This is a genomic window from Proteus sp. G4380 (genome assembly GCF_963885725.1).
In the GTDB taxonomy this organism is placed as follows: Bacteria; Pseudomonadota; Gammaproteobacteria; order Enterobacterales; family Enterobacteriaceae; genus Proteus; species Proteus mirabilis.
In genome coordinates, this window is the sequence record NZ_CAWPAV010000086.1 from 18,695 (window position 1) to 35,025 (window position 16,331).

General features: G+C 48.0%; 17 protein-coding genes. 16 read left to right on the forward strand and 1 reads right to left on the reverse strand.

Annotated elements, in window-relative coordinates; genetic code table 11:
- Positions 1-107: 107 nt before the first annotated feature.
- The 4 genes from mobH to AACU98_RS07020 are packed head-to-tail and all read left to right on the forward strand — an operon-like array spanning position 108 to position 5,319.
- Complete coding sequence (gene mobH, locus AACU98_RS07005) at positions 108-2,258, forward strand: MobH family relaxase (RefSeq protein WP_060554885.1); 2,151 nt, start codon at positions 108-110, stop codon at positions 2,256-2,258.
- Between the two features lie 48 nt (positions 2,259-2,306).
- Complete coding sequence (traD, locus tag AACU98_RS07010) at positions 2,307-4,127, forward strand: conjugative transfer system coupling protein TraD (RefSeq protein ID WP_040132779.1); 1,821 nt, start codon at positions 2,307-2,309, stop codon at positions 4,125-4,127.
- A 9-nt stretch (positions 4,128-4,136) separates the two neighbouring features.
- On the forward strand, positions 4,137-4,697 hold the full coding sequence (locus AACU98_RS07015) for a hypothetical protein (protein ID WP_060554884.1): 561 nt from the start codon (positions 4,137-4,139) through the stop codon (positions 4,695-4,697).
- On the forward strand, positions 4,684-5,319 hold the full coding sequence (locus AACU98_RS07020) for a DUF4400 domain-containing protein (RefSeq protein WP_011788471.1): 636 nt from the start codon (positions 4,684-4,686) through the stop codon (positions 5,317-5,319). Before AACU98_RS07015 ends, AACU98_RS07020 begins: the two co-directional genes overlap by 14 nt.
- Positions 5,320-5,345: 26 nt before the next feature.
- On the opposite strand, the gene AACU98_RS07025 is transcribed toward AACU98_RS07020, so the two are convergent.
- Positions 5,346-5,933, reverse strand: a complete 588-nt coding sequence (locus AACU98_RS07025) for a hypothetical protein (RefSeq protein WP_024008837.1) — start codon at positions 5,931-5,933, stop codon at positions 5,346-5,348.
- 287 nt (positions 5,934-6,220) lie between these two features.
- Here AACU98_RS07025 and traL point away from each other — a divergent pair, with 287 nt between their 5' ends.
- The 12 genes from traL (at position 6,221) to AACU98_RS07090 (ending at position 16,329) form a co-directional block, all read left to right on the forward strand.
- A complete protein-coding gene (gene traL / locus AACU98_RS07035; RefSeq protein WP_000433891.1) occupies positions 6,221-6,502 on the forward strand; it encodes a type IV conjugative transfer system protein TraL in 282 nt (93 codons plus the stop codon).
- The gene (locus AACU98_RS07040; protein WP_000667167.1) at positions 6,499-7,125 is read left to right on the forward strand and encodes a TraE/TraK family type IV conjugative transfer system protein; all 627 of its coding nucleotides are present in this window, start codon (positions 6,499-6,501) and stop codon (positions 7,123-7,125) included. Before traL ends, AACU98_RS07040 begins: the two co-directional genes overlap by 4 nt.
- Positions 7,106-8,005: a TraK domain-containing protein gene (locus AACU98_RS07045; protein ID WP_024008836.1), complete on the forward strand. Its 900-nt coding sequence runs from the start codon at positions 7,106-7,108 to the stop codon at positions 8,003-8,005. Before AACU98_RS07040 ends, AACU98_RS07045 begins: the two co-directional genes overlap by 20 nt.
- 2 nt (positions 8,006-8,007) lie before the next feature.
- Positions 8,008-9,297, forward strand: coding sequence for a TraB/VirB10 family protein (locus AACU98_RS07050; RefSeq protein ID WP_049195464.1), 1,290 nt, complete (start codon positions 8,008-8,010; stop codon positions 9,295-9,297).
- 74 nt (positions 9,298-9,371) lie between these two features.
- Positions 9,372-9,944: a type IV conjugative transfer system lipoprotein TraV gene (traV, locus tag AACU98_RS07055; RefSeq protein ID WP_024008834.1), complete on the forward strand. Its 573-nt coding sequence runs from the start codon at positions 9,372-9,374 to the stop codon at positions 9,942-9,944.
- Positions 9,941-10,327, forward strand: a complete 387-nt coding sequence (gene traA / locus AACU98_RS07060; protein WP_000180225.1) for a TraA family conjugative transfer protein — start codon at positions 9,941-9,943, stop codon at positions 10,325-10,327. The genes traV and traA overlap by 4 nt, the downstream gene beginning before the upstream one ends.
- Positions 10,328-10,505: 178 nt before the next feature.
- Complete coding sequence (locus tag AACU98_RS07065; protein WP_024008833.1) at positions 10,506-11,339, forward strand: type IV toxin-antitoxin system AbiEi family antitoxin; 834 nt, start codon at positions 10,506-10,508, stop codon at positions 11,337-11,339.
- Positions 11,332-12,270, forward strand: coding sequence for a nucleotidyl transferase AbiEii/AbiGii toxin family protein (locus tag AACU98_RS07070; RefSeq protein ID WP_000356587.1), 939 nt, complete (start codon positions 11,332-11,334; stop codon positions 12,268-12,270). Before AACU98_RS07065 ends, AACU98_RS07070 begins: the two co-directional genes overlap by 8 nt.
- 131 nt (positions 12,271-12,401) lie before the next feature.
- Positions 12,402-13,094: a DsbC family protein gene (locus AACU98_RS07075; RefSeq protein WP_024008832.1), complete on the forward strand. Its 693-nt coding sequence runs from the start codon at positions 12,402-12,404 to the stop codon at positions 13,092-13,094.
- Positions 13,094-15,493, forward strand: a complete 2,400-nt coding sequence (gene traC, locus AACU98_RS07080) for a type IV secretion system protein TraC (RefSeq protein WP_024008831.1) — start codon at positions 13,094-13,096, stop codon at positions 15,491-15,493. The genes AACU98_RS07075 and traC overlap by 1 nt, the downstream gene beginning before the upstream one ends.
- On the forward strand, positions 15,486-15,833 hold the full coding sequence (locus AACU98_RS07085; protein WP_024008830.1) for a hypothetical protein: 348 nt from the start codon (positions 15,486-15,488) through the stop codon (positions 15,831-15,833). Before traC ends, AACU98_RS07085 begins: the two co-directional genes overlap by 8 nt.
- Positions 15,817-16,329 (forward strand): S26 family signal peptidase, encoded by a 513-nt coding sequence (locus AACU98_RS07090; protein WP_024008829.1) that lies wholly within the window; start codon positions 15,817-15,819, stop codon positions 16,327-16,329. Before AACU98_RS07085 ends, AACU98_RS07090 begins: the two co-directional genes overlap by 17 nt.
- Positions 16,330-16,331: the final 2 nt, after the last annotated feature.

Below are 16,331 nucleotides of genomic sequence, written 5' to 3' on the forward strand. Positions count from 1 at the left end.
TGAAACCGTGAAATTAGCTCGTATGTTATTCTTCTACATGAATTATCAATCTATCTAGCCATCAAGCTCAGAGTTGAACCTTCACACTATCGTGTCGGAGGTTCACTATGTTCAAAAACCTATTTTTTCAAACCAAAGCACTACCAGAACTGTCATCTCAACTGGATGCAGACATTCCACGCTATCCGCCATTTCTGAAGGGGTTGCCTGCTGCGTCACCCGAGGATTTGCAGTCCACACAAGACGAGCTAATTGCCAAACTGCGCCAGGTACTTGGCTTCAACCAGCGTGATTTTCAAAGGTTAATTCAGCCCTGTATTGATCATCTGGCTGCTTATGTCCACTTGCTGCCAGCATCTGAGCATCATCATCACAGTGGTGCTGGTGGTTTATTACGTCATTCGTTGGAAGTTGCTTTCTGGGCGGCACAAGCAGCTGAAGGGATCATCTTTGTTGCCAGTGGCACACCGGTTGAGAAAAAAGAGCTAGAGCCAAGGTGGCGTGTCGCGGCGGCTCTTGGCGGTTTGTTCCATGATATTGGTAAGCCTGTTTCAGATTTGTCCATCACAGACGAAGATGGACGCTATCAGTGGAACCCTTTTTTAGAAACCTTATCCCAGTGGACCACTAATAACAGCATTGAACGCTATTTCATTCGTTGGCGCGACGGACGGTGCAAGCGGCACGAGCAATTTTCAATTCTGGTTTTAAACCGGGTGATGACACCTGAGTTGCTCGCCTGGTTAACCCAGCCGGGCCCTGAGATTTTGCAAGCCATGCTGGAGGCAATTGGCAATACTGATCTCGAGCATGTCCTGTCTAAATTGGTCATTGAAGCTGACCAAACCAGTGTCCAGCGAGACCTGAAAGCTCAACGAATTTCCGTTGACGACAATGCCCTTGGTGTCCCAGTCGAACGCTATCTACTTGATGCCATGAGGCGATTACTTGCCAGTTCCCAGTGGCTGGTCAATCAGCGAGACGCCAGAGTCTGGTTACGAAAATCGAATCAATCAACCCATCTTTACCTGGTTTGGAAAAGCGCGGCTAAGGACATCATTGAGCTGTTGGCCAAAGACAAGATACCTGGCATTCCAAGAGATCCCGATACCCTTGCGGACATCCTTATTGAGCGAGGATTGGCCACTAAATCCGCCTCGAATGAGCGATATGAAAGCCTTGCCCCTGAAGTGCTGATCAAAGACGACAAGCCCATCTGGTTACCCATGCTGCATATATCTGAGGCCGATTTATTGTTCAGCTCGAATGTACCAAGTAGTGTGAGACTGTTTAGCAAATCTGAGTGGGAAGCAACACGGCAAACACAAGCAGAGCCACAGAGTCGCTCCAGTGAGCATTCAGACTTGCCTGAAGCGTCATCATCAATCGAACATAGAAAATCGACTGAGTCACCATCGACAAACTCGTCCGAACAAGATGATGAACTTCGTCTTGCCAGTGATGTTAATAACCCCCAGGCAACTGAAAATGCTCCAGGTGATGGATGTGAAAAGCCTAACAATTCATATGATGGCGCTATCTCAAATAACGTAAACCAGTACGATACAGAAGCATTGAATCTCCCTGAATCTTTGGCGTGGCTCCCAGAGGCCAGCAGTGCGTTGGTTATGGTTGGTGAACAGATCTTGATCCGCTATCCCGATGCCGTAAGGCCTTGGTGTGCTCCCCGAAAACTGCTTGCTGAACTCAGTCAATTAGATTGGCTTGAACTAGATCCCGCAAACCCGACACGTAAGGCCAGAACTGTGACTACGAATGATGGCGTTCAGGAGCAAGGGTTACTTCTGAAGGTATCGATTTCTAAAAGGCTAATTGCACTGATAGACATCTCCAAACAAGGCACAGAACCGGCGGCAGCAATTCAGAACGAAGAGGCTTTACAGCGTCCGAGTCGAACTAAGACAACTAATGCCCAAGCAAAAGAGCCCGCCACAAGAGCGGAGCGAAAGCAAAAGCCGATTGCGCCCAATGCGAAATCGAGTACAGACCCCAAATACGTGCAGCGCCAACAGATGGTTAATTTTGTGAAAGATTTGCCCATCTTACTGACCGATGGTGATTACCCAGACGTGGATCATAGTGCCGATGGTATTCGCGTCACGATTCAAACCTTACGCCAAGTCGCCAATGCGCATGGCATTCCAGCCGGACAGCTGCTTCGGGGGATCTCGGCCAGTGACGAATGCCAGTTTGATGAGGGGGAAACGGTTCTGTTTACCGCTCACGCTAAACGTTAATCCATTTGAACTTAAGTGGATTGCAAACGGTTATTTTGCGGAGCATGAATGAAAGAAAACGCATACGAAATGCCCTGGCGCACGAACTATGAGGCCATGGCAGCAGCAGGTTGGCTGGTTGGGGCCACTGGGGCGATTGCCGCAGAAATGCTGACAGAGTTACCGCCCGAACCATTTTGGTGGATGACAGGGATTTCCTCGGGCATGGCGTTGTATCGCCTGCCTGAGGCTTACCGTCTTTATAAGTTGCAGAAGGGGCTAAAAGGCAAACCATTGGCATTTATGGCGCTGTCGCATTTGCAAAAGGTAATGGCAAAACATCCTGATGAATTGTGGTTAGGTTATGGCTTTGAGTGGGACCAACGCCATGCTCAACGTGCTTATGAAATCTTAAAGCGGGATAAGCAAACCTTGCTTAACCAAGGTCACGGCAAGCAAATGGGTTCGACCTGGATTCATGGTGTCGAGCCCAAAGAAGAAGATGTGTACCAGCCAGTTGGTCACACTGAGGGGCATACCTTAATAGTTGGTACGACCGGTGCCGGAAAAACCCGATGCTTTGATGCGATGATCACTCAGGCCATTTTGCGCAATGAAGCCGTGATAATTATTGACCCCAAGGGAGACAAAGAACTTAAGGATAATGCACAGCGAGCCTGTATTGCCGCCGGTAGTCCTGAGCGCTTTGTGTATTTTCATCCGGGTTTTCCAGAGCATTCAGTACGTCTTAATCCCCTGAGAAACTTTAACCGGGGCACTGAAATTGCCAGCCGAATTGCGGCCTTAATCCCATCCGAAACCGGTGCTGATCCATTTAAAGCCTTTGGCCAAATGGCACTGAATAACATCGTGCAAGGTTTGTTGCTTACGTCACAACGTCCTGATCTGAAAACACTGAGGCGTTTTTTGGAAGGTGGCCCAGAAGGCTTGGTAGTAAAAGCCGTCACAGCCTGGGGGGAGCAGGTGTATCCCAATTTTAGTGTGGAGATCAAGCGCTTTACCGAAAAGGCCAATACCTTGGCTAAACAAGCTATGGCGATGCTGCTTTTCTACTACGAACGCATTCAGCCCGTTGCCGCCAATACTGATTTAGAGGGGCTATTGAGTATGTTTGAGCATGACAGAACCCACTATTCAAAGATGGTGGCCTCATTGATGCCGGTGCTCAATATGCTCACATCAAGTGAACTAGGTCCATTGCTATCACCGATTGCAAACGATGTGAATGACAGCCGGTTAATTACGGATTCTGGCCGTATTATCAACAATGCCCAAGTGGCCTATATCGGATTGGATTCATTGACCGACGCAATGGTTGGTAGCGCCATTGGTTCGTTGCTTTTATCCGATCTCACCGCAGTGGCCGGTGACCGCTATAACTATGGTGTTGAAAATCGTCCCGTAAATATCTTCATCGATGAGGCGGCTGAAGTCGTCAACGATCCCTTCATTCAACTGCTCAACAAAGGCCGTGGCGCAAAAATGCGTTGTGTGATTGCTACTCAGACCTTTGCTGATTTTTCAGCTCGTACAGGCAGTGAAGCTAAAGCTCGCCAGGTGTTAGGTAACATCAACAACCTGATAGCTCTTAGGGTGATGGATGCCGAAACGCAGCAGTACATTACCGACAATCTGCCTAAGACTCGGTTGCAGTACATCATGCAAACTCAAGGTATGTCGTCCAACTCGGACAGCCCCGCGTTGTTTACCGGCAATCATGGCGAACGCTTGATGGAGGAAGAAGGCGATATGTTTCCACCGCAGTTATTAGGCCAGCTTCCCAACCTGGAGTACATCGCCAAGCTTTCAGGTGGCCGCGTGATCAAAGGCCGTATTCCTATTTTAACCAGCTCTACACAGGCAGCATAAGGAGTCTGTATGCATCATTCTGTCTGTCTGAAAATGACAACACTTACCAGTAAAGAAATGCTCGTTCAATGGCAGCAACATAACCCCCAGTTCAAGGAAACCTTAAGACTGCTTGAAACCGACTGGCCTCATGCTTTGGCCTCAGTGCACTGTTTGGCGGACTATTTAACAGATGCGTTCACGTTAGATGGCCATGCCATCTTTGATTTGTGTCTGTGTAATGGCTTGGGCAGTTATGAAGAAGTTAGTTGTGATGATGACAGTGTACGCCTGTGGCATTTCATTGAGGCACTGACCTGGACTGCCGCTAGTGCTTTAACGGGGATTCGCTTGCGTGATCCTGACCATTTCGAGTGGGCCGCCGTGGATGGTGTGTATTTCTACTCCTGGATTCGTAATCGTCCAAATCGGATGGCGTATTTGGCTGAAGGACGCATCGACGTGCGTTATGTCAGTGGCCATACGACGACAAAGCGGCTTCAACAAGTGATTAAAGCCCGGATTATGACGCCAACCGTTGCAGCCATGTTGGCGCGAGTAGAAGAGGATGTTTGGCATGAGCAAGCATAAGTCGGTTTGGCTACTTTGCCTGGCGCTGATGCTGGAGATTATTGCCATTGGCGTGTTAGTGCCCGGTGATTGGACTGGCCGGGTTATTAGTAAAGAGAAGCAGATGATCCAAAATCAATTGGGCGCACAAACAAGCTATTGGATTGGTCAAACTAGCCATCGCTGGTATCAGTCATGGATTGTGGATACGCAGATGGAGCAATCTGTGCGAGATTTTCTAATCCCCACTGAAGAGCAGCGACTGCGCTCTAAAGGGATGGAGAACATGGGAGGCTTTTGGTTTGTTTGGGTGGAAGATCGTATTCAGGCATTTTTTGATGTGTTGTACCAAGTGTTCACTCGATTTGCTTTGCTGATGGTCTGGTTGCCCTTTGCGCTTATTCTCATGTTACCGGCGCTGTGGGACGGCTTGATGACCTGGAAGATTAAGAAGACAACCTTTGATTTTTCGAGCCCTATCATTCACCGCTACAGCATGATCATCTTGGGCTCAGGCGTCATTTTGCTGTTTATGGGATTGTTCGCCCCGCTGGCCATTCCACCGGTGGTGCTACCGTCGCTGATCATCGGTTTAGCATTAATGGCGGGGTTGGCGTTAAGTCACTTGCAGAAGAAGATATGAGGCCAGTTAGGCCTCATCTTGTAGAGCTAAAACCTGACGCCTACGGTATTGCCGTTCTCGTCTTCCGCTGGCAAATGATAAGTATCAATAAGGTGGCCTTGAAGCCAAATATATTGAGGCATCCAAAAAGAGTACTGTCGTATAAGAGCCAATACTTCTTTTAACGGTTTGTTTGCATGAGGCTCGGCAAGACGAAAGTACATGAATGAGCAATAATCTCGAAAATACTCATGAAGCTCTGAATCCGATAGCGTTTCTTTTAGCGGCCTATTTTGTACGTCGTCTTCATCAGGGGAATTGGCATAAATTTCAAACAGCTGCTTTTCAGTGAGCATCTCCAAGAAGTGGTCTTCAATTAAAACCCCATCACTGGTATCGGCTTCCATACCATCTTTGACATCAAAAGCCATGACACATCCAGAAGATAACGCCACCTCTGATGGCTTCAGTACGTCATTGGCTTGTACAACCTGATGCCAATGATTAAAGCCAACAGAGATTGCAATTTCATCGAGTGCTTGAGTGTGTGGAATGGATTTTTCACGTTTAAGCTTTCGTGCTTTTTGCTTTAAACGTTCAACCGAGGCAGAGGAAATGATTTTAGTAATTTGCATTGAGTTTCTCCTATTAGCGAATACGGTGCCCACTGCCGAGGTCGCAGAAAAAACCTAAGCAAATATAAATTTGATATGCATGTCGTCCCGTCCGGGTTTGCTAAAGTGGGCAGCTGGTCTCGACACGACCAATATCCCCATCATATCAACCGCATCAAAAAGATCAATTGTTAGTATTGTTTGAGTAGAACCCTCAAAACCTTCAAGAATTCGGCATCTAGCTGACCACTGAACCTGCCAATCTCAAGGCATTCTTCACTTCTCAATTCAAACAACGAGGAGTGACTATGGAACCTGTGAGTATTCCATCCTATATCGATGACCCGCCGCACTTCCTGCTTTGGAGTGCCGATGAGATGGCTCCCATTCTGTTGGGGCTAGTGATCGGCATTTTTACCGGTAATGCCTTGGTTTTATGCCTATTGGGGTTGGTAACAACCAAGCTCTATCGGCGTTTTCGTGATGGTCGCCCGGATGGTTTTATTCTTCACGCCATCTACTGGGCCGGACTGTTGCCAACCAAAGCCAAGACGATCCCTAACCCATTTATCAGGAGCTATCTGCCGTGAAGTTCGACGTGTTTTTAAAATCATGGCAAGGCACGCAATTAGAGAACCGATGGCAACGGTTCCTGATTGCGGTGCTGGTGCTATCTAACTTGCTACTTGCGGTAGCGGCATTTTCTCGCAATACCGTGGTAGCCATTCAACCGCCAACCTTGTCTGAACCGGCTGAAGTGTCACGAAACCAAGCTACTCAACCTTACCTTGAATCCTGGGGACTCTACCTGGCTGAGCTTATGGGTAACGTGACGCCAGGTAATGTGTCTTTCATCCGGGTTGCCATTGAGCCGCTACTTTCTCCAGCGGTGTACCAGCAAGTGGTCGATGCACTGGAGATTCAGGCAAGACAAATCCGCGAAGACCGGGTCACGCTCAAATTCCAACCCAGACAAGTGGAATATGAGTATGAAACCGGCCATGTCTTTGTGACCGGTTATTCCTTGGTTTCTGGGCCATCTGGAGATGAGCAGCGCCAAACTCGCACCTATGAGTTTGACATCGATATTGAGCAATACCGTCCAAAACTTAGCTGGATGGATACGTATGAGGGGCAAGCTAGAACGAAGCGCGTTCGTGAAAAGTTGACCCAAGAGCAAAACCGGAGGGTGAATGATGCGAACCAAAATTAGTCGATGGATGACACCAAGCTTAATCGCAATGAGCTTGAGTGGCGTCCTGTTATCTCAAGCGTCGTATGCAGACGTGGAATTGCCAATTGTGCCAGCCAGTGTGATGAAGCAGTCTGCTACTGCAAATCCACCGGTTCAAAGCAATACGGTTGCAACCGATGCGCCAACAACGCTACTGATGACACCGGGTGTTAATGAACTGATCCCTGTAGCACTTGGTCATCTGAATCGGATTGTAACGCCGTTTGAATCGCCTCAGGTGAGAACAACCAGTGATGCTCAGACGCAAATCAAGGGGAATGTTGTATATGTGGCCACGGACAAAGAATCACCGGTTTCACTTTACATCACTCCGCCTGGTCAGGAAGCGCCTGCATTATCAGTCACCTTAGTACCTCGTCGTATTCCACCGCGTGAAATCACCTTAGCTATTGATGGTCAGCAGTGGCCTATTAAGGGCGTCGTGAACCGAAAAGCCGCCACTTGGGAAACGGCTCAGCCATACGTCGATAACCTACGTGACTTACTCAGACGCCTTGCACTAAATGAGTTACCACAAGGCTATGACATCCGTTTAGCTGGCCAAACTGACACAAGCCCGAAATGTTTTCAGCCTGGCTTAAAGTTTGGTTTTAAGCAGGGGCAAATTGTGACGGGACATTACTTCACCGTCTATGTAGGACTGGTTGAAAGCTTTGCCGATGAGCCGATAGAAGCCAGTGAAATAGCCTGTCATGCACCAGATATAGTGGCAAGCGCCTACTGGCCTCGCAATATCTTGTTGCCGGGTGAAAAGACTGAGTTGTATGTGGTTGTTCGCAATCATCGTGAAGAAGCGGTGGAAAGTCAGCGACCTTCGCTTCTTGTGGGAGGTGAATAACGATGAAAGCACAATGGGAACAAATGAGCCCGAACATGAAGCGGGGTCTATCGGTTGCTGGTATTGCTGGTGGTCTCATCCTTATGGTGATGGTGTTTTCACCTAATCCTGACGATGGCTCAAGTAGTCGGAACCGACAGGAAACGATCCGGCACATTCTTACGGATACCAATACTCGTGATGTTGGGGTCGATAGTTTGGCTGCGAACGTAAAACTACTCAGTGAGCGCAATGAACAGTTACGTCGTGAAGTTGAGCGCTTGCGTCGTGACGTCGATTCAGGACGGCTAAGCCCAGGTTCGCCTTCTATACCAAGTGAGGTCAATGCGGAGTTGGCTCGCCTTCGAGCGGAACTTGATGATGTTCGCGCTGGAGGTTATGCAGCAGTTGAAGGCACTAATAGCCGTTTCGAAGTGCCTTTATCTGCCATGGAATTGCCTAAAGACGAAAAGCCATTGCCGTCTAACCCAGACGACTATTTTGCCAATGCGCCGCTGCCTGATCCGCTCTATCAGCAGCCAGCCAATGGCCAAGGCACACGAGCACGGGATGTTCCATTGCCGCCAATCACGATTCGTATGATTGAGCCTGAAGTGGTTGCTGAACCAGAGGTTGTTGTGCAAGAAGCGCCGCCTTTGTATCTACCGGCAGGCAGCATTATCTCGGGTACTTTGATCACGGGTTTGGATGCACCTACTCACGAGTCCGCAAGACGTGAGCCTTTTCCTGCATTGCTGAGGATTCAAAAGGAAGCCATTTTACCCAACCGATTTAGAGCGGATATCAAAGAGTGTTTCTTGATCGCCGCAGGTTACGGTGATTTGAGCTCTGAGCGTGCTTATTTGCGAGGCGAGACCATTTCATGTGTGAGAGAAGATGGTGGCGTCATTGAAACACGACTGGATTCTTATGCCGTGGGTGAAGACGGCAAAGCCGGTATTCGTGGCCGATTAGTGTCGAAACAAGGCCAGCTGGTGGCCAAATCGATGATGGCCGGATTCCTTCAGGGCTTGGCTGGCGCATTTGATGTGAATCCTGTACCAACGATTCAGACGGGTAGTGCCGGTGATACTCAGCTGTACCAGCAAGTCATGAGCCAAGAAGCATTACAAGGCGCTGCGATTAAAGGCACAGGTAAAGCATTGGATCGAGTGGCCAAGTTCTATTTGGACATGGCTGAAAATATGTTCCCAGTCATAGAGGTAGACGCTGCAAGGAAAATTGAAGTCATAGTCACTCGTGGGGCCTCGTTGTCATTGGCCACTTCACAAGGGGTAGGTGCAAGAAGATGAAAAAATCCTGCATGTTGCTAACCGATCGAAGTCCGCTTCAGACAATAAGATGTGTATCCAGAGGAGAGTTAACCATGACGACATCAATGCAGAACAACCCAAAGCACCAGTCAAAACAGTGGTCTAAAGCTGGATTACTTTTATTGGCAGTCGGCTCAACCTTATTGTCTGGCTGTAGTTCATTGGGTCTTGGGAGTAGTGAATATGGATGCCCAGGTATGCCTGACGGTGTGCGCTGTTTATCCGCTCGTGAAGTCTATGAGCTTACCAGTAATGGCGCTGCACCCAAGACGATTGATGCTGTGGCGACTCGAATTGGTTCTCCCTCTGGGTATTCACAATCTGATTTAGAGACAGGACTGCTGAGCCATCCAGCATTACCTGAGACGCAGCAATCTGCACCTATTCGCATTCCTTCAAGGGTGATGCGAATTTGGATTGCGCCTTGGGAGGATGACCGTGGAGATCTGAATTTATCCAGCTACGTGTTTACCGAAATTGAACCGCGCCGGTGGGATATTGGGGTGTCAGCACCTCGAACGGTTTCGCCTGTGCTACGTCCACTTCAGACTCAGAGCGATTCAACCTCAGCGGGAGCTGATGGTAAGCGCGATAACTTGAGTATCTACGGAGAAACTAACGAATGACAAATGCGGTTCGCACCATTCAAACTCAGCGCCTAATGACCATTGGTGCGCTTGGTTTGATGGCGTTAATGATTTCGGAGCCCTCATTTGCGGGCACCGGTGGTGATGCTTTCACTGATGTGTGGGATACCCTAAAAGATTGGACCCAAGGTACTTTGGGACGGATCGTAGCGGGAGCCATGGTTCTGGTGGGTATTGTGGGCGGTATCGCTCGCCAAAGCTTGATGGCTTTTGCCTTGGGCATTGGTGGCGGTATGGGTCTCTACAATACGCCAACAGTCGTTGAAAGTGTTATGTCTGCAACTTTACCTGTTGTTGCCAGCACTCAAGAAGTCATTGGCACAACCGTTCCAGCAATCAGCGCCGTCTTACTGGGCACCTGAATGTGAGCCATATTAGGCAGTTCACTTAAGGCAATCAAACTTAGGTCTACACAACATCGGGTTATTGGTGATGTTGTGTAGACCTTTTCATTTCAGCGACGCCACATTAACGAACTTGGTTTACATTATTTGGTATATTAATACCTAAGGTGTTAAAATTCCTATCGTAATAAACTGTATGGTTTATACTGTTCGTGATATTCATACTTTGGGTGTTAAAATGTCATCTAAAATAAACTGGCTTGTTGCTCATACTTCTCCTGGTGCGCTAGTACTTCAGCAATGGCTGACTGAAAACGGCGTGAGCTACTCGTTGGCTCAAAAGTACGCGCAGAACGGTTGGCTGAAGAAGCTTAGTTCTGGTGTGTACTATCGTCCAAATGCGCAGGGCGATATAAAGCCAACTTGGGTTGATGCCATTCAAGCATTGGATGTGCAATTGGGCGTTCCAGTTCATTTGGCTGGACTGAGCAGCTTAACTCACCAAGGACTGAGTCACTATTTACAGCTGAACAAAGAGCAAGTTTGGATTTGCGTTAAAAACAAGTCGTCCTTACCGAAATGGTTTCGTGAATTCCCTTATCAGAATTGGTTTTACTGTGGAAACCATAAGCTTGAAGTGAATCCCGAGAAAGATTTGAAAAGGATCACGGTTAAAGAGAAAGAACTCACTGTCAGCTGTGCAGAACTTGCTGCCTATGAAGTGGTAGATGCGATTGGAAAGCTGATTTCATTTGAGCATGTCGCAGAATTATTTCAGGGTTTAGTCAATCTTAGCCCTAGAAAAGTACAAGATATTCTTGAACGAAGCAGCTCTGTTCAGGCAAACCGAATATTTCTATTTCTGGGTCGATACTACGATCACCAGTGGGTCAATCGCGTAGATGAAACAAGAATTAAATTGGGGGCAGGAAAGCGGCAGGTTGTCGAAAAAGGACGTTTTGATGAGCGATATCAAATCACAGTGCCAGAGATATTAAGCGTCAAAAAAGGTGAACAACATAATGGATAAAGATAGCCCATATTACAAACAGGTTTCCTTGCTCATAAGAATGCTTCCTGTGGTAGCGACAGAGACGGTTTTTGCACTTAAAGGTGGCACTGCTATTAATTTATTTGTGAGAGATTTTCCTCGGTTATCTGTAGATATTGATCTTGCTTATCTTCCACTTGAACCAAGAGATGAGGCTTTGATTAATGTCAGGGCTGCATTGCAGCGCATTACAGACAGAATCAATACTCAACCAGATATCAGAGCGGCATTTCAGGATAATAAAGCTGATGAACTGAGAATAGTTGTATCAAGTCCGGTTGCAACGATCAAAATTGAAGTGTCGCCCGTCGCCAGAGGTACATTGCATAGTGCAGAAATAATGCCAGTTCAAGAGTCTGTTGAAGACGAGTTTGGTTATGCTGAGATTCAGGTAGTCAGTCTTCCCGATCTGTATGGTGGGAAATTGTGTGCTGCAATGGATCGCCAACATCCTCGCGACTTATTTGATGTGCGTATGTTACTTGGCAGTGAAGGGATTTCGAGAGAGATTTTGGTGGGTTTTTTAACCTATACATTAAGTCACCCTCGGCCTATTAATGAAGTCATGTCGCCAAACTGGCAGCCTCTGAATGAGAAATTTCAGGCAGAATTTGACGGAATGACTTTTGAAAAAGTTGAATGCGAAGACTTAGCCTCTGTTAGGCCCATGATGTTAATTGAACTGCAAAAACATTTCACAGAAAGGGATCATGCTTTCCTTATGTCATTCAAAAGAGGGCAACCTGACTGGGCATTGTTTGACTATCCTAATGCAGCAGACTTGCCAGCGATTCGTTGGAAGTTGCAGAACATAAACAAATTGGCAAAGAATCAAGCAAAACATCAAGAGCAATTAGATAAATTGAAGCAAGTACTTGATGATTGGCTTGTTAACGCAAACGCTGAGTAATTCGTTTATAACAAACCTCAACGAGCTATAAGCCCCCTAGTTAGATTGCGATTTCTTCAATCTATCTAACCGAGTCCACATAGGACAACTGCATAGACTGGAGCCTCGATTTACATTAACGAGGACTCCTCATGCGAAAACTATCTCCAATTATTCTGGCGCTTGCGCTGTCTCCATTGGTTCAAGCTGAACCTGTGTCTGAAGTGTCGCCCGTTGGCAAAATTGATGGCATGGTTTCTTTACCTGTCACGGGTATGAAAGCGGTCGAAAGCAATGGCCGTATTGTTTTCATGTCAGACAGTGGCCGGTTCGTCATTGATGGCACGCTCTATGATGCCTGGTCCAAAAAGCCGCTTACCAGTCTTGAAGAAATTCGAGAAGCGGGAAACACGCTGGACTTAAGTCGTCTTGGCTTAAAAATGGATGATTTGAATCCACTGACGCTGGGTGAAGGCAAAAAGAAAGTGGTGGTCTTTGTTGATCCCCGGTGTCCGCATTGCCATGAGCTTTTGAAACAAGCCCTACCGCTAACCAAGGAATACACCTTCCAAATTCTCCCTGTGCCAGTGCTTGGTCCTGATTCAGAGCGTCAGGTTCGCCAGCTTGGCTGTGCGCGTGACAAGAAAGCGGCCGCCGATGCATTGCTCAATGGCCGGATTGGTAACCTAGAGCAGGATGATGCCTGCAACTTAGAGCCAATGCAGCGTACCTTGGTGACCGCTCAAATTCTGGGAATTCAAGGTGTGCCTTTCATCGTCGCCAATGATGGTCGCATCAGCCGAGGCCGTCCTTATGATCTTTCTGCTTGGTTGGAGGGGCGTTAATGAAAGCCTCTCTGTATTCAGGGCAACGCGCTTCTGAGCTGTTGCCAGTATTGGCCTATTCAGACGATGAGCAACTGTTTTTCATGGAAGACCAGAGTGTTGGCTTTGGTTTTCTATGTGACCCATTGCCCGGTGGTGATGAGTCTGTTGCAGACAGGGTTAATGTTCTTCTCAACAACGACTGGCCAAAAGACACTTTGCTGCAATTTGGCCTGTACGCCTCGCCTGATATTCAAACCGACCTTCAGCGCATGATGGGCTTACGGCATCGTCAATCCGATCCATTACTCAGGGCGTCGATACGCAAACGTGCGGATTTTCTCGATGGGGGCACGGTTCAACCGATAGAAGAATCGACCCAGACTCAGGTTCGCAACTTTCAACTGATCGTCACCTGCAAATTGCCTTTGGAAAGTCCTATTCCGACGGAGCGTGAGTTGAGTCGAGCATCCGCGCTTCGGGCTTCTTTCTCGCAAGCGCTGGCAACGGTTGGTTTTCGCGTCACTGAGATGACTGACCGAAATTGGCTCGCGGCATTAAGTGCTCAGCTTAACTGGGGAAAAGATGCTTCCTGGCGCAATCCATCACCAATCCGCAGTGAGGCAGATAAACCACTTAGGGAGCAAGTGTTGGATTATGACCGAGCTATCAAGGTGGATAGCCAAGGTCTGATGCTGGGTGATTACCGAGTTAAAACCTTATCGTTTAAGCGCTTGCCTGAGCGGATCTGGTTTGGTCATGCCGCAAGTTTTGCGGGCGATATGATGACGGGCAGTCGCGGTTTACGCGGCAGCTTTTTGCTAAATGTCACCATTCACTTTCCTTCAGCCGAGGCGATGCGATCTCGTCTAGAGACGAAGCGTCAATGGGCGGTCAATCAGGCCTATGGCCCGATGCTCAAGTTTGTGCCGGTGCTTGCAGCCAAGAAAAAGGGATTTGATGTTCTTTTTGAAGCCTTGCAAGAAGGTGATCGTCCTATTCGGGCAAACATGACCTTAACGCTGTTTTCACCAACGGAAGAAGCGTCCATCAGCTCTGTTTCAAATGCTCGAACTTATTTCAAAGAACTCGGATTTGAGCTGATGGAAGACAAGTACTTCTGTTTGCCCATTTTCCTGAATGCCTTGCCATTTGGTGCTGACCGCCAAGCGATGAACGACTTGTTTCGATTCAAGACCATGGCGACACGGCATGTGATCCCTCTGTTGCCTTTGTTTGCGGATTGGAAAGGTACAGGTACGCCAGTGATTAACTTTGTTTCCCGTAATGGCCAGATCATGAGTGTGTCCCTTTATGACTCGGGCAGTAATTACAACTGTTGCATCGCGGCGCAATCGGGGTCGGGTAAGTCATTCCTGGTGAACGAAATCATCTCCTCCTACCTATCAGAAGGAGGCCAATGCTGGGTAATTGATGTTGGCCGCTCTTATGAAAAGCTGTGTGAAGTCTATGACGGTGAGTTCTTACAGTTCGGGCGGGACAGTGGCATTTGCTTAAATCCGTTTGAAATCGTTGAGGACTATGACGAAGAAGCGGATGTACTGGTTGGGTTATTGGCCGCAATGGCCGCACCTACGCAGTCATTAACGGATTTTCAGATGGCCAACTTAAAACGTCAGACCCGTGAACTGTGGGAGAAAAAAGGTCGTGCCATGTTAGTTGATGATGTGGCAGAGGCTTTAAAAAATCACGAAGACCGACGTGTGCAAGACGTGGGTGAGCAGCTCTATCCGTTTACGACACAGGGCGAATATGGCCGTTTCTTTAATGGTCACAACAATATTCGCTTCAAAAACCGTTTCACCGTTTTGGAGTTGGAAGAGCTCAAGGGGCGCAAGCATCTACAACAAGTGGTGTTGCTTCAGCTTATCTACCAAATCCAACAAGAGATGTACTTAGGTGAGCGGGATCGTCGCAAGATTGTGTTCATTGACGAAGCCTGGGATCTGCTGACTCAAGGTGATGTCGGTAAGTTCATCGAGACGGGTTACCGGCGATTTCGAAAATATGGCGGCAGTGCTGTAACGGTAACGCAGTCTGTCAACGATTTGTATGACAGCCCTACAGGTAAAGCCATCGCTGAAAACTCGGCCAATATGTACCTGCTTGGCCAAAAAGCTGAAACCATCAACGCGCTCAAAAAAGAAGGCCGCTTGCCACTGGGTGAAGGCGGTTATGAATACCTGAAAACCGTTCATACCGTCACTGGTGTCTATTCCGAAATTTTCTTTATTACCGAAATGGGCACCGGGATTGGCCGCCTCATCGTCGATCCGTTTCACAAGCTGTTGTACTCGTCCCGTGCAGAAGATGTAAACGCGATTAAACAGTTAACGCGCAAAGGCCTTTCTGTTGCTGATGCCATCTCTCAGTTGTTGAAGGAGCGAGGCTATGAATAAGACCACGCTTTGGCCATTTATGGCCTCTATTACTTTGTCTATTGCTGGTAGCGGTTTAATGACCAGCTGGCTTTTAATGAAAACACTCGAACCCATCCACAGCCAGTTGGCGTTAAGTACGCCCATTGCAGTCGTGGATTTTGGGGAGGCTGTGCTGTCACTGGGCCCTAATGCCAGCGAACAAGACATCGAATCTAGGTTGCTTCAGACCAATCAGCAAATTGAAAAGTTAAAAGCAGCCGGTTTTATCGTGCTGGATGCCCAAGCGGTGGTGGGTGCAGATGATTCCATATTTGTGCCAGTAGGCTCAAAGGAGGTGTCTCATGCAGATACTCCGTAAAAAAATGCCTTGGCGGCCATATCTCATCCGTTTGACCGTTCTTGCGTTAATCATGGCCGTGGTAGGCACCTACGCCATGATGCGCTACCGAATAGGTATTGATACCCAGCAAGAGCGCTGTCTGCCTGATACCACGGTGTATCTGATTGACCTATGGAATAAAGAGCCCGTTAAGGAGGGTTTGTATGCCTTCCACTCAAAAGGACTCGCTCCGTTATATAACGACGGTACTCGGATGCTGAAACGCCTAACAGGGATGCCTGGGGATGAAGTCAATGTGACGCCTGAGCATGTGCTGGTGAACGGTGCTGAAGTCTCAACCGGCATGGCACTAGCCCAGCGTCTTGGTGTGGCTGAAACAGAATTTAGCCGCTCATTGACGCTGCAAGAAAACGAATATTGGTTTTCCGGTGAGGCTGCAACGAGTTTTGACTCCCGCTATTGGAATTCCGTTAAGCGCGAGCAGATTGTTGGTCGCGCTTGGCCGCTTTGGTAGGA

Coding starts and splice junctions, on each gene's coding strand:
- mobH (WP_060554885.1), top strand. CDS start 108: ATGTTCAAAAACCTATTTTTTCAAACCAAAGCACTACCAGAACTGTCA.
- traD (WP_040132779.1), top strand. CDS start 2,307: ATGAAAGAAAACGCATACGAAATGCCCTGGCGCACGAACTATGAGGCC.
- AACU98_RS07015 (WP_060554884.1), top strand. CDS start 4,137: ATGCATCATTCTGTCTGTCTGAAAATGACAACACTTACCAGTAAAGAA.
- AACU98_RS07020 (WP_011788471.1), top strand. CDS start 4,684: ATGAGCAAGCATAAGTCGGTTTGGCTACTTTGCCTGGCGCTGATGCTG.
- AACU98_RS07025 (WP_024008837.1), bottom strand. CDS start 5,933: ATGCAAATTACTAAAATCATTTCCTCTGCCTCGGTTGAACGTTTAAAG.
- traL (WP_000433891.1), top strand. CDS start 6,221: ATGGAACCTGTGAGTATTCCATCCTATATCGATGACCCGCCGCACTTC.
- AACU98_RS07045 (WP_024008836.1), top strand. CDS start 7,106: ATGATGCGAACCAAAATTAGTCGATGGATGACACCAAGCTTAATCGCA.
- AACU98_RS07050 (WP_049195464.1), top strand. CDS start 8,008: ATGAAAGCACAATGGGAACAAATGAGCCCGAACATGAAGCGGGGTCTA.
- traV (WP_024008834.1), top strand. CDS start 9,372: ATGACGACATCAATGCAGAACAACCCAAAGCACCAGTCAAAACAGTGG.
- traA (WP_000180225.1), top strand. CDS start 9,941: ATGACAAATGCGGTTCGCACCATTCAAACTCAGCGCCTAATGACCATT.
- AACU98_RS07065 (WP_024008833.1), top strand. CDS start 10,506: ATGGTTTATACTGTTCGTGATATTCATACTTTGGGTGTTAAAATGTCA.
- AACU98_RS07070 (WP_000356587.1), top strand. CDS start 11,332: ATGGATAAAGATAGCCCATATTACAAACAGGTTTCCTTGCTCATAAGA.
- AACU98_RS07075 (WP_024008832.1), top strand. CDS start 12,402: ATGCGAAAACTATCTCCAATTATTCTGGCGCTTGCGCTGTCTCCATTG.
- traC (WP_024008831.1), top strand. CDS start 13,094: ATGAAAGCCTCTCTGTATTCAGGGCAACGCGCTTCTGAGCTGTTGCCA.
- AACU98_RS07085 (WP_024008830.1), top strand. CDS start 15,486: ATGAATAAGACCACGCTTTGGCCATTTATGGCCTCTATTACTTTGTCT.
- AACU98_RS07090 (WP_024008829.1), top strand. CDS start 15,817: ATGCAGATACTCCGTAAAAAAATGCCTTGGCGGCCATATCTCATCCGT.